The sequence below is a fragment of the Stieleria sp. JC731 genome, assembly GCF_020966635.1.
GTDB lineage: Bacteria > Planctomycetota > Planctomycetia > Pirellulales > Pirellulaceae > Stieleria.
In genome coordinates, this window is sequence record NZ_JAJKFQ010000005.1 from 167,531 (window position 1) to 180,685 (window position 13,155).

A 13,155-nucleotide genomic window follows, 5' to 3' on the forward strand; every position below is an offset into this window, starting at 1 on the left:
TGACGGACTGTGTTAGCAGCCTACCGATTTACTATTGTCGCCTTTCACTCCGCGAAAGCTGCTTTCGCTCCGTTTGGATTTGTGGAGTGGAGGGCGACTTTGCAAGAGACCAATCCTGGGAATCGACAAGTCGCTAGCGTTGTCTCGATATGGTGGGCTGAAATGCTGGGACATTGCTTGAACCATCCGTAGCCATGCTTTGACGTGCGCAGGACTTCGGCGAAGCACTCGTGCGAGATACTGCTTTCCTCTCGCATCTCGGTTTTTGACTAGCTGCGATCCGATCAGATAATCGATGCGGATTTGGTTAGTTCTTTCATTGCCGGATTCTGGTTTAGCTAATCGACCTTGTCCAAGTTCAGATCGAATGCACGCGGATAGCTCAGCCGCTTTGTCGAGCCATACGGTTTCGTCTTCGTGAGATTTACGAGCAGAGCGACATTGTTGTCCGAGTACGCCGAACTGTTTTTGAACGTCTCGCTTCGTTCCGGTGATGCTGCTAGGATGAAAACGAAATTCATATAGCGGCTCGCTGACGTATCCGATCAGCGATACTTCCGCCATTCGTAACCACAAGTCTGCATCCTGGGCATAGAAAAATTCGGGACGGTAGCCACCGACAGCTGAATAGACGAACTTGCGGAACATGACGGTTCCGTGTGCCGGCGGCCCAATGCGTTCATTCAACAATTGTTGTGTGGCAATGAGTGGATCTGAAGGCCGTTTTGTCAAACAGAGCAGCTCGTTTTCTGGTCCGACGTAGTTGGCAAAGCAAGAAACAAAACCCAGTCGTTCTGATCGACGTAGTAGATCGAGTTGTGATTGCAGACGGTTTGGCATTGACCGATCGTCGGCGTCTTGTCGGGCGATCAGTTCTGCTTTGGCAAGTGAGCATCCTCGAATAAGCGATTGTGTCAGCCCACGATTGGATTGGTGAATGACTTTGATTCGAGGGTCAGCTTGCGCGTATTTGTCCAGGATTTTGCCGGTCGAGTCTGTGGATCCATCGTTGATCGCGACAAGTTCCCAGTTTCGAAGCGTTTGACGACAAATCGAGTCAACAGCTTCGCGGAGGTGAGACTCACTATTGAAGCAGCTCATCACAACCGATACTTCGGGTGCCAACGTGTTTTGGCGAGGTCTCATTAAATTGCTTGACGCAGTTTTGATCGAACAAGTTCAGCCGTCTTGGTCGTCAATCGCCAGCCCAAGATCGATTTGAACCTGCGAAAGTTCACTGTCGAAAGTGGTTGGTCGTTCAACTGGCACATTTCATCGGCAAGATCCAACGCTTCGTTTGCTTGTTCGATCAAGCCGCGTTCACCACACAGTCGCCCGATGTAAAACATGGTTCGACTGAATCGTTCGACATACGCCCAATCAGTGTTCCCTGTGGATTTCATTTCCGACCACACGGATTGGTGCGAGCGGAAAAGATCGCAGACCCTGGATCGGTTCAGACCGACATTCATTGCACTGGCCCGCTCGCCATCGTGGTCAATGACTGTGCACAGTTGTTGATTCACCCAGCACGGTAAAACTCCACATAGCCCTGCTCGAACATCGTGTTCCCAATCTTCCATCATGCGATAGGGTTTCCATGGTCCGATAGCTGTGCAAGCTGAATGTCTCCAAAGCGGCGACAACGTCGCCCAGCCACGCTCGGGAAGAAACGAGGGAAAAAGGCTTTCGATTATTTGACCGGTTCGTCTCCAGATACGCGGGTTGCCACCTCGGCTGTCCTGACGCACTGTGACGCAGTAACAAACACCGGCATTGGGATTGTCCTGAAGTGTACGGACCTGGTGTTTGAATTTTTCAGCGTGAAGGCGATCGTCGCTGTCCAGATATTGAATGAACTCTCCTCGGCTGATTTTTAAGCCTGCGTTTCGTGCAGCGCCTGGACCTGCATTTTCCTGACTGACAATGTCAATACATGAAAACTGCTGTTGCAGCCCTTCAAGAACCTTCGGCGTTGAATCTGTGCTTCCATCGTCAACCAAGATGATCTGAATCGGACGATAGGATTGCTTGATAACGCTCTCGACACAGTCGGCGATCATCGACGCGCGGTTGAACACCGGAATGATGGTCGTGACCAATCCCGGCGATCTGTGCTGTGCTTCAGGACAATTCGCAACTGCGATCACGCGGAGGCTACCGTGGTCGAGGTGTATCGATGAAGCCAACGTTTCGCGGTAGAAACGAAACGATTGCGTCGAAAAGATCGTGGTGTCACTGGTTCCGCCTCACTAACTGACTTTGGCAAAAGACCTGCTAGGCGGCGGAACAGTCCACGATGTGAATGAAGGTTGTGTTCAATGGCCTTGGACTTGTTCGCTAATAGAAATGGTCGCATCTGCTGGTACTTGTCCAGAGTCGCCAGCGATATGCAATGACGAAGTTCCTCCGCGGTGTTGAAACACAGCATTCCACGAGGGTCGAAGATATTGCTGATGCCCGCGCAACCGTAGTAGATCGGTACCGTTTCGCAAAGCAGACAGTCGATCAACTTCTCGGAAAAATAGAGATCAGATTGTGCGTTTTCCATTGCAATGGAAAACCGGTAGGGAGCAAGAGCACCGGCTTTGCACCTGATTTCTCGGATGCCACGTCCGAAGCAGTCAACGTTCGGCGAACGCAGGCAAACGTTTGCGATGTTTTTTCGGAAGGCGTATGCGGGGCGGTTGTCGTGTTGAATGTTACCGATGAAGGAAATCGCTTTATTCTTTTCTTTTGTGACCGTACTGAATTTGTCAGCCGCACTGCCGTTGTCGATACCAAGCCAATTCGTTCCGAAAAGGAGTTCTTGACAGTTTGTCCCAGATTCAGTCAGACCCACTTGGTGCGTAAAGATTGTCTTGAATTGATCCCGCAATCCAATCGAGGATTGGTAGCACGGATTGATCGGACTTTCGATCAATGCCGCGAACCGTTGTGGTAGTGGAAAGTTCAAAGCATCGGGACTGAATATCGCCTGATTGAAGACGATCTTCGCATGGAACGAAACGTCCTTTTTGACGCTGTCGTCAATGAGAAACTTATACGGTCTTCCATTGTGTATAACATCGATGGCCGACTGATGAATTTTGATTCCTCGACAGTCGATCCGAATTGCAGGCGATGTGTTCATTCGACTATGGGTTCACCGCCGAAGGCTTCTGGGCAACGCGGTACCAATCATCAAGTCCTTGATATAACGGGATCTCGAATTGCTCCCAGATGTCGCGGATTTGATTGACTTGGTTCGACGTCAATTCGTCTTTCCAGCTTGTCCCCATTGCCAGACTCAGACGCCGGACAGAATGAGGGTGATACGAGGCGGGGTCGCTGTCACCTCGAAAACACAACGATTCGTGCCGAAGTCTTGTGTGTTCGGTATAAGGAAGACCCAGTGTTGCGAAAACTTGCTGGAACCGAGCGATGGGGTTTTCGCAAAGATCTTCGAACCGATACCAGTCAGTGCCAGGTCTCTTTTGAATCAGGTTCCACAAGACTGTGTTGAGCGACCCGTGAAGGACGGCAGCTGCGGGGGCATCGGATCCGAATTGGTGTTTGGTCAATAGCTCGCTATGACGAGATAGATGATCAGCCATTAATCCGTCATTCGATAAAAACTGCTGGATGAATTTCGCAATCGGCCAACCTAGCCGCAAAACACTTGCGACGAATCCGGCGGGATGTCGAAACAAGACCACTGTGCGGAGTTTGAATCGGTCCGCTAGATATGGACTCAACAAGCAAGCAAGCGGGTCTTTAATCAATACGCGCCGAATCGGAGGGCGTATTAGTCGTAGCGGCATCCATGGTAAGTCGGTGTTGGGGTATAGCGATGTTCCGCGATACCGCCCTGACAGCAATCCTGAAAAGTACGTGTCGACTTCGGGAGATGATTCTCCGCTAGGCACATAGGAAAACTCATCCGGCCAAAAACCTTTATTTGGGTTGAAAGGTTCGTGGATGTACCACAAGCCAGGATCGGCCAGCATCTTTCCAAACCAGGTTGATCCGCTTCGGTGGGTGCCGGTGACAAAAATAGGTTGCCCAGATGGGAACCGGCTAATGTCTTGCAGTGCTCGTGGGTAGGCGAGCCATGCGTCGCGAAGTCGCCCAAGCGTTAGCTTGAATCGTGGGTTGCCGAGCGCTCGCTTGAAACCTGCGTTGTCTTTGGGATGCGATACGAGCTTCGACGGGGATGGACATTTTGGTTTCATGTAGATCACGATTTCGATGCCCGTTTTGCTTTTGGTTCGCAGGCGGATGCCAAAGATGGATGCCGAATTGATTGCCGCCTTCGATCACCATTCCTGTACGCAGTCGATCAATAAACTCACTGTCTTCACCGCCCCATCCGAAGTAGTCTTCGTCGTGGCCACCGATGCGTTCGTACGCTTTCGCGGTGATCGCGAGCGGTGTTGGGTTGTTTTGGACGATCTTTTCGATGTCAATTTGCTCTCGTTCGATTGAATCGCTCGATAGGTTTTGCGTCATCGTTTTTGATGCATGAAACAAGAACCGACATGGGCGAATCGCGTCCGCGTCACCGAGTTGTTGAAGAGTCCGCCGGACATAGTCGCAGGGAACGAGATAGTCCGCGTCATGGATGAACAGTACCCGACCTCTCGCTATGCTCGCAGACGCATTCAACGCTCGGCTTTTGTTGAATTTGTCATGAGGTGATGTGTCAAGATGCAGGTAACGTATCGAAGCTGGAAGTTTGTGTTGCAAGGTCGGTTGTTGGCCTAGTTCGCAGACAATGACCTCGATGGATACGTCGCACTGGCCTGCAAGTGAACGAAGTACTGTTTCGAGTTGTGGAAATCGTTCGTCACCTCCGATCGCGATCAGAATTGAGGCGTCGGGATCGGTGGTATGAGACAGGAAGACGCTGTCAACCAATTGAAGCGGTTGTTCTTTGAGACAATGGCACAGCAATCGCTTCGCAACTTGAGGGAAGACTCTAGCTAGCGTCAATTGTGATGAATCCTGCCAACGACAAATCCGAATCCCGTTGGACATTAGAACGTCAAGACTTTCGCCGCGATTGCAGAGGTCCATCCACGTCAGCCCACAGGCTCTTGCCAGCGATGGGGCACGCGTGACCAGTTCGGCTTTCCATCGTTCATGCAGCCAGCAGCCGAGTTGGTTGCGGAAAGTTATCACTTCCGTTCTCCAATCTTTCTGGCTGGCGTTCCGGCCCAAATCTCATGTTGTGGAATGTCACCTAGAACAACAGATCCCGCACCGACAACCACGCCGTCACCGATGTTGCTTCCCGCGGTTATGGTGACACCAGCACCGAGCCAAACATCGGATCCGAGTCGAACATTCCGCTTTTGGATTTGCGGCGACTGTTCGCGTATCAACTGTTTTTTTTCAACCCCGTGGTGACTCGCCACAAGAGAACAAAACTGACTAATCAGACAGTTCACCCCGATTTCGATGACTCCGCCGCCGCTGCGGAAATTGTTGTATGGGCCGATCCAGGTATGGCTTCCGATCTGAATCGTTCCCAAGCCATTTTCGTGATCGCCAAACGACAACACGCTGCCTTCACCAATTGAAACCGCATCGCCTAGACGAAGTCCGTCGGGACGAAATTGATTGAGGATGATGTCGCTTGAGATGCGAGACCTCGGAGACACTGCAGCGATTTGGCTGACGAGCTGGAGATGTTGGTAGCGATTGCCTAAGTCCTTTATCAGCTCAGGATGGCGAAGCAATCGGAGTCCGCGAAGGATGTTCGAGATGGCGCCCATCATGTGGAAACCACTTGTGGTGACCTTTCCGGGCGAAGCCGAATTCGCGGCGCTCGACCGCAGAGGAACCATCGTTCGACTCCGAAATGAAACAGGCAGCCACCAACAATGCTAATGCCTGAAAATAAGACGATTCGAATCGGCCAACCCGCCCCAGTCGGAGGTAATTCGATCCGTGCAGTCAGCAAGTAGATCAGCGGGATATGGACGAGATAGACCGAATAGGACATTCGCCCAAGGGATGCGATCGGCTTAAAAATTTGATGGATTGAAGTTGGCTGCGACTCTCGCTGCAACATCCAGTTGACGGTGCAAAACAAGCCTAGTGCGACACACAGTTCACCCAGCAAGTGCAAAATACTTTGGTGGATAGGTTGGTGAACTAGTGGTAGCAAATTCGATTGATTGGAACGTTCGATTAATGACAACAGGTTGGCGTTTAGAAGCATGCCAACAGCCATTGTGATCGTTGCGATTTTGATGGATCGGGTCCATCCTGGCAGAGGCCGGATCCCGATGTGGTTCTCGAGGGCGAGAGCACCCAGCGTCCAATGCAACAGGAAAAACATCGGCCAGAAGTGCCAGTTGCAAAGTGAAAACGGTCCGAGGTCGATGGGCTGCAGATCCATGGTCAGAAGTCGCCAGGTGACTGAAATCGACAATACGGTTGCGATGATCGTTGTCGTTGACATCCGCTTGAGTAAAAACAACAGCGGGATATAGGCCAAATACAGTTGCTCTTCCATTCCCAGTGACCAAAACGCCCCATTGCCCATGGATGTGCCGAAGTTGGTCAGGTGATGCGTCAAGGTTAGATGGAGGGCTAAATCCCAGGAGAACGACTCGTTTGATAGCTCATAGTTTCGCCACGTTGAGGCGACAACGATGCTGAAGATGATCGCGATGATGTACGGTGGATACAGGCGCCAAAAACGCCGCTTCCAGAATTGTGTCCAAGTACGTTTGGAATCGCCCGAACGCTGAACGGAAACAGCAAAGCTGCGATGGATACAAAAGCCTGACAAAATGACGAACAAGTGGACGCCAAGGTATCCATAGTCACAGATCAGACTCGGGAAAAACCATGGGTTCTCACGAAAGCCGCCGGGCGCATCGTGTGGGCTGTGAATTGCCAACACGCCGAGGATGGCGATTCCTCGCAGGAAATCAATACTTTGAAGCCGTTCGTTCACCGAATCGGGTTTGCAAGTTGGTATAGCTCGTTCTTTTCAGCTTCCGTCAACAACCCGCTGTCGGTCGGCCATTCGCTGCCGGCACACCGATGTTTGATGGGCCGACGCAATGCATACCGAATTCCATATTCGATCGCAGGTGGTAGGCGAAGACTTGAAAGTCGTCCTGGAACGCGATCGAGGATTTCAGGAATACGTCCGGTGCGTTTGGGCATTTTTAGGGTCGCAGACAATGCAGAATTCCATAGCCCAATCGCGCCTTCGAAGGAATAGTCACCGTGTTGCGATTCAGCAGCATTGCGCGACAGACGCTGGAACAGAGCTGGATCGGTGCAGACGGTCTCCAGCGAATCAACTGCTCGATCAATGTGCCCTATTGGAAACGTCATTGAATTGAGTTGGTCAACAAACTGTCCTTCTTCAACCAAGCCATCGAAGCGTGAAATGATTGGGACAACGCCGTGAGCCATGGCTTCGCGAGGTGCGATCGTGACTCCTTCCCAAGCTGCAAAGTGGACAAAAACGTCTGCCGCCGGATAGAACTCTCGATAAAGTCTTTCTCGATCAACCCACCCGTGAAACGCTATTTTCCCCTTTTCGGTCAAAGACCGAAGTTCGCTGCGTAGTTCAGGCTCGTATTCGCCAGTACCGACGATGTCAAAGTGGAATGAGATGCCTCGCGAAACGAGACGATTGACGAACGGGACAATGTCGTGACAACGTTTTTGGTTGCGTTCAATTCGTCCGGCATAAAGCAATCGAATCGGCGTGGACGGCTGCACGCGAATTGCAGGCGATTGAATTGGTGGGCGGACACCACCTGCGATACTATGCACGCGAGACGGATCCATCCCGGCCCAATGCACACATGCTTTCGCAATCAATTTGCCGGATGTGATGCAGCAATCGATCGCTTCGCGATATCGTCGAACATCGCTCATGTATCCGGCCTCGAAGCTGCGCACGCCAAGTGCGAGGCGCGGCTGAGTTTTTGATTTCACGATGGCACGCATCGCGTCGAAGACACGCATGACCAATACGATATCTGGCTGTTCCTGGTCGATCGTTTCGACCAATGCGTTCACACGTGCACGTCGAATTCCCAATGACCCATCAACTGTGATGATCGGAAGGTCCTTGTGAACTTCTCGATAGAGCAACGGGTTGTTGTAGGTCTTCCCCTGTGTGAGCGCCAGCTGCACATCCCAATCAAAGCTCGGTAGGTGTCGACACAAATCGGCGATGATTTGGTCGGCGCCTCCGCGAGGATTACTGCATCTAGATACGATTAGCAATCTTGGCATTGCGATCGCTCATCGACCTGTTGGGTGCGGACATGAATTTTTGCAAGACGTTGTTGCGGGTGGTCACGACGAAACAGTGGCCATTCTTGGCCGACAGAAGCTTGAACTCTATGAAACTTGCGTCGAATTCGACGTAATTGATCGGACACCACGGTCGGAACTCCCATTCGATCAAGTCGTCCGTTATTGATCTGGCGTGGACGGCAGAGACTGACTGAAGGTCGAATCGCATCTGTTTGATGGATTTCTGAAATCAATGACATCCAGTCGTCCATACACGCAGGCCATCGGTACTTCTGAATTGCGTGTTGCTGTGCTCGCGAGGCGAGTTGATTTCGCTTGGCCGGTTCCTTTGCCAAATCGATGATGATTTTCGCGGCTTGATCCATGTCTCCGATTTCAAAAGAGCGACCATGGATGTTGTCGACGACGAGTCCTTCGCTGTGGTAGCCGACATATCTTGCCGTTACAGGCACGACCCGGTTTATCATCGCCTCTGCTAGAACGATGCCGAAACTTTCCGAAGATGAAAACAGCAGCAGCAAGTCAAGGTTGGGGAACACATCGCGATAGACTTGATCGGAAGTCATCGGCCCATGCATCGTGACGCTGTTTCCGAAGCGTTTGACTTGAGACCTGAGTTCCGCTTCGGCCGGTCCGCTACCAACGATGCTTAGGTGATATCGTGCGCCAAGATCTTGTAGTCGGTCGCATAGGACAGGGATGTCGAGAACACGCTTGTCGCCTTTTGTCAGCCGACCGATATAGCCTAGGCGTATTGGCGAATCGATCGATGTTGGCATCCAAGGCACGATCGGTTCACGGGAGCCGTTGGGAATATGTGAAACGCGCTGCGGCAAAAAATTACCATGTTCGATGAGGTAACGACGCGTCAATGCGCCGACGCATACAACATGGTCAATGGCATCACGTAGGTCTTCCAGGTCGGCTAGCATCGGGGGGAGATTTCCGTGTGCACAGCTGACCAAATGCAGCGCCCGTCGCCGTTTTTCGCGAACCGTCGCAGCGTTGGCATCCATCACACCCAGTGGCAATACCATCGTAGGGTTTGTTTTGCGAATGATGCGTTGGCATGCTCGGATTCGCGATTCTTCAGTCAAGCCACGACCGTCAACGATGATGCTGTTAAGGTTCGGATGATATTCGCGAAATTGATCCGGATCATGTTCAAAATCTCCTTTGACCAACGCGACCGTCATCGGGATTTGGCAAGTCTCGCAAGCGTCGGAAAAATGATCCAGCCAGGTCGAGACGCCTCCGACTGGGGAGGATGTCCCCATGAAGGCTAGGATTCGCATTGAAGCCATTATGAAGCTGCTTCTGAGCCCAGCATCCTGCGAACTGACTGTTTAAACGCTTGATGGGTCAACACGTTGTTTGCAATTCGTGAGCTCGCATGTGCTTGTGCACGGTAGTAGTCACGACTGATCGCCAGCTTCATCAGGCAGGAGATCAGATCATCGGGGGCCAGAGTTGCGCAGAAGGTTCCCAATGCGTGCTCTTTACAGAAGCGGTGGACCGAACCATAGGTAGGCGAATGCACCAGAATCGGGCGTCCTGTAGAGACGTAGGAGCTCAACTTTGTAGGAAACGATAGCCGGGTCAGGTTTGCATCGCTCGAAGCGAAAGACTGTGGTAAATAAAGGCAGTCGCAATTCGATAGTAGCCGCTGCAATTCAATAGGCTCCCGCCAACCGTAGAAAATTGTGTTTGCTTGGCTATTGGACTCTAAGTTCACACGAGAACCGGCAACGGCAAGCACAACTTGACGACCATCGATTCTCCACTCGACCGAGTCCAATGCTTGTTGAAGCGAGTTCCATGCATCGGTAGCGTAAACGGATCCAGCGAAGCCGATACGAAACTCATCCGTTCTTGCTGTATCGAGCTTGGGAAGCGTGGGTTCACAACATAACCCGTGGCGGACGATCTCGATGGAGGCGTCGGTGTGCATGCTGTAGGCTTGGGCCGCCTCCTCGCAGATGACACCCAACCGCTCCGAGCGTCGAAGCAATGCCGCAAATCGTTGCTGTGTTCGTTGTCGGTGGAAACGATCCAGTTTCCGTTGATTGCAGAGATGCACAACGTCATCCCAAACCTGGGTCACGATCGGGCCTGGGTACAGTTTAGAAATTTCGGTGGCGGCGTCGATCATCGCGATGCTGTTTAGGATGATCCACAACTGTTCCGGTTGTTCTGATTTCAGTAAAGCTTTCGCTTTTTCAACACAACGGTTGACTTGTTTCGCATAGGGCCAGCGGTGTCTCGCAAAGCGTTTTGGGAATGAGTATGGTGAATGTGGTTGGTCGGTGTACCATTCGTTCGGCGGCGAGATGGAGATGGCAGACTTGAATGTCTCAAGTTTGGCAGCGGAGAATCGACGTTCATTGACTACCGCGGCAAGGACGATTGAATCGAGACCTGCCGCACGGAGCATTTCGTCTAACAATATCGCATCGACGCCATCGCTTCCCGGGACGGATGCAGCGAAAAGACACGTGGTATTGGTTTTGGCGACGGCCGCAGGGATTTCTACGCAGTAGTTCATTTCAATCTTCTGCTTTTTGAAAACAGACCAGCATGTGATCGCATAGCGAAACCGCCATCGGTGGCCGATCACGATGAATAAGATGACGCTGTCTGGGGATCCTCTGGATAAGCCCCGCAATTCGGCGGCGATTTCCAGTGGCAATTCGCCCGTGCCAGTGAAGTGTTTCCAACACATGTCGAAGTCGTGTTCGACGGCTACGGTTTTGGTGTGGATGACGAGTCATCGACCGCAACACCAATCCAGTTTGGTTCGCTAGCCAACGAATGCTTTTCGGCGTCGCAAAACAGAGGTGCTGCGCAGTATGGAGGTACCAGTGGTGTCCACCTAGCAGTTTCCATGTCCAATGGGATGCGTCGCCTGTCGAGAGAATCAAAAATCCACCGGGACGAAGTAGCGAAACGATGTTTCGGACTGTTGTGGTCGGGTCGGCGAGGTGTTCAAAGACATCGAACATCGTAGCGACGTCGTACTGCAGGTGATGATCTGCCGACACGTTCTCGGCATAGTCTGCCAACCATTCAATTTGGCGATTTAAAAGTGATTGACGAACGTTGGCACAAGGTTCAATAGCCGCCTTCCGCCAGTGTTTTGGTAGCGTTTCAAGGAACCTTCCGTCAAAAGCCCCGATATCAACGATGCTGAATTGGCGATCGAAATCAAACTTTGATCGCAGTAGAGTCTTGGCGGAGTTCCACGAGCCGACTTGGTCAGCGTTGTAGTCCCATGAACTCGCGGGCACGCTCGCGTAGAATTCTTCCAACAATCTCGGGGCTATTTGCGAAACTCTGTACAGGAGTCCGCAGCAATCGCATTCAAAAAGGGAGTCGCTCGAGCTACCATCCGCGTCGATCGCAAGTTTTTGATGACCCTCTCGGTGCTCGATCGGCACCGTGCATGTTCCGACCAAGGAATTCAAATTCGAACCACATTGGTTGCATCGTACTGATGCGTCGATTGAGTTGGCAGTCGCAGTAAGATTTTGCGGAGCAATCATCATCGCGATCGTTTCGCCAGATTCAGGCAAGCGAAGCGAAATCCAAGAATCGTCTAGTAAAAATGGACGTCACGCTGATGGTGCGATCCATTTCGGGTTTGCAATTGTCAGTTCGGGAAGTCGAATAGAGCCCCAGCCAAGTTGCCAGCCTTGGGAATCTGACAGTGGAAGCTCAACGGTAAAGGGCAATGTATTCGACAAGGAATCATGAATTCTGCTTCGGTGCGTATCGAAATCCATAATCGAAATCGAACAATGGTATTGCCCTGGTGCCAGGCTTAACGGCATTGACCAGCGATAAGTTGCGGTTTCGTTCGCAGCCGCTGCAGGTGTTTTGGCTGAGAACGTGCTTCCGACGGCTGAGTCGTTCCGATCGTAGATGGTTAATCCAATGACAAACTGCTGCACTGACTTGTTCGAGCGAATGGTAGCTTCGAATTCCCAAGGAGCCCCCAACGCGATTGACTCTGAAGATTCGGTGGGATGTATCCTCAGTCGGACAAACTCCAAATCTTTGGTCAAGTTGGGATAGTCTCTTCTGGTCGTTTTCACGTCGTTCGATTCGACCAAGGAATCCTTGAAGTAAACTTCGACGGCGTCGCTTGTCTTGCCATCGAAAAGCACACTTCCTTCCGATAGGACAATACAACGTTTGGTCAACGATCGAATCGAGGCAAGGTTGTGGCTCACGAACAATACCGTTCGGCCAGAGTCGGCAACACGACGCATCTTCGAAAGACACTGCTTTTGGAAAGCGATATCACCGACCGCAAGGACTTCATCGACGATCAATATTTCGGGATCCAAATGTGCCGCGACCGCAAAGCCCAGACGAACTTTCATGCCGCTGCTGTATCGTTTGACCGGCGTGTCAAGAAATTTGGCTACACCAGCAAAGTCGACGATGTCGTCCAACTGCGTTTGGATCTCTCGCCGAGTCATGCCCAGAATGGTTCCGTTGAGAAAAATGTTCTCTCGGCCGGTCAATTCTGGGTGGAACCCTGTCCCGACTTCCAGCAAGCTCGCAACCCGTCCTGTCAGTTCAGCCTGTCCTGAAGTGGGATAGGTAATCCGACTGAGGATTTTCAGTAGTGTGCTTTTACCTGCTCCGTTCTTTCCGATCAGCCCGACGACTTCGCCCTGGTCAATGCGAAGATTGATGTTGCGCAAAGCCCAGAACTTTTTCGGATCTGTCTGTTGATGTTTCGTTCTTGAACGCCACCGGAGCATCCGTTCCAAGCTGGTGTTGGCTAGGTCACGCAGGCTGTTTGCGTGCGTTAGTCCTAGGTCGTACCGTTTGGACAAGTCGTCGATCTTGATCGAAATTGTCATG

12 protein-coding genes are annotated in these 13,155 nt (G+C 51.7%); all 12 read right to left on the minus strand.

What is annotated here, in order from left to right:
* Positions 1 to 12: 12 nt before the first annotated feature.
* The 12 genes from LOC67_RS11795 to LOC67_RS11850 all read right to left on the minus strand — a co-directional run bounded on the left by LOC67_RS11795 (position 13) and on the right by LOC67_RS11850 (position 13,154).
* Positions 13 to 1,146: a glycosyltransferase family 2 protein gene (locus tag LOC67_RS11795; RefSeq protein WP_230262806.1), complete on the minus strand. Its 1,134-nt coding sequence runs from the start codon at positions 1,144 to 1,146 to the stop codon at positions 13 to 15.
* The gene (locus LOC67_RS11800; RefSeq protein WP_230262807.1) at positions 1,146 to 2,102 is read right to left on the minus strand and encodes a glycosyltransferase family 2 protein; all 957 of its coding nucleotides are present in this window, start codon (positions 2,100 to 2,102) and stop codon (positions 1,146 to 1,148) included. Before LOC67_RS11800 ends, LOC67_RS11795 begins: the two co-directional genes overlap by 1 nt.
* A 44-nt stretch (positions 2,103 to 2,146) precedes the next feature.
* Positions 2,147 to 3,133 (minus strand): glycosyltransferase family 10 domain-containing protein, encoded by a 987-nt coding sequence (locus LOC67_RS11805; RefSeq protein ID WP_230262808.1) that lies wholly within the window; start codon positions 3,131 to 3,133, stop codon positions 2,147 to 2,149.
* 4 nt (positions 3,134 to 3,137) lie between these two features.
* Positions 3,138 to 3,989 (minus strand): hypothetical protein, encoded by an 852-nt coding sequence (locus LOC67_RS11810; protein WP_230262809.1) that lies wholly within the window; start codon positions 3,987 to 3,989, stop codon positions 3,138 to 3,140.
* A gap of 70 nt (positions 3,990 to 4,059) precedes the next feature.
* Entirely contained in the window at positions 4,060 to 5,163 is a 1,104-nt protein-coding gene (locus LOC67_RS11815) for a galactosyltransferase-related protein (RefSeq protein ID WP_230262810.1), read from the minus strand.
* Positions 5,160 to 5,762, minus strand: coding sequence for an acyltransferase (locus tag LOC67_RS11820; protein ID WP_230262811.1), 603 nt, complete (start codon positions 5,760 to 5,762; stop codon positions 5,160 to 5,162). Before LOC67_RS11820 ends, LOC67_RS11815 begins: the two co-directional genes overlap by 4 nt.
* Positions 5,759 to 6,952 (minus strand): acyltransferase family protein, encoded by a 1,194-nt coding sequence (locus LOC67_RS11825; RefSeq protein WP_230262812.1) that lies wholly within the window; start codon positions 6,950 to 6,952, stop codon positions 5,759 to 5,761. The genes LOC67_RS11820 and LOC67_RS11825 overlap by 4 nt, the downstream gene beginning before the upstream one ends.
* Positions 6,949 to 8,256, minus strand: a complete 1,308-nt coding sequence (locus tag LOC67_RS11830) for a glycosyltransferase family 4 protein (protein WP_230262813.1) — start codon at positions 8,254 to 8,256, stop codon at positions 6,949 to 6,951. The genes LOC67_RS11825 and LOC67_RS11830 overlap by 4 nt, the downstream gene beginning before the upstream one ends.
* Entirely contained in the window at positions 8,241 to 9,575 is a 1,335-nt protein-coding gene (locus LOC67_RS11835; protein ID WP_230262814.1) for a glycosyltransferase family 4 protein, read from the minus strand. Before LOC67_RS11835 ends, LOC67_RS11830 begins: the two co-directional genes overlap by 16 nt.
* An 8-nt stretch (positions 9,576 to 9,583) precedes the next feature.
* Positions 9,584 to 10,825, minus strand: coding sequence for a hypothetical protein (locus LOC67_RS11840; RefSeq protein ID WP_230262815.1), 1,242 nt, complete (start codon positions 10,823 to 10,825; stop codon positions 9,584 to 9,586).
* Position 10,826: 1 nt separating this feature from the next.
* A complete protein-coding gene (locus LOC67_RS11845) occupies positions 10,827 to 11,567 on the minus strand; it encodes a class I SAM-dependent methyltransferase (RefSeq protein ID WP_230262816.1) in 741 nt (246 codons plus the stop codon).
* Positions 11,568 to 11,891: 324 nt separating this feature from the next.
* Positions 11,892 to 13,154, minus strand: coding sequence for an ABC transporter ATP-binding protein (locus LOC67_RS11850; protein WP_230262817.1), 1,263 nt, complete (start codon positions 13,152 to 13,154; stop codon positions 11,892 to 11,894).
* Between the last annotated feature and the right edge of the window lies 1 nt (position 13,155).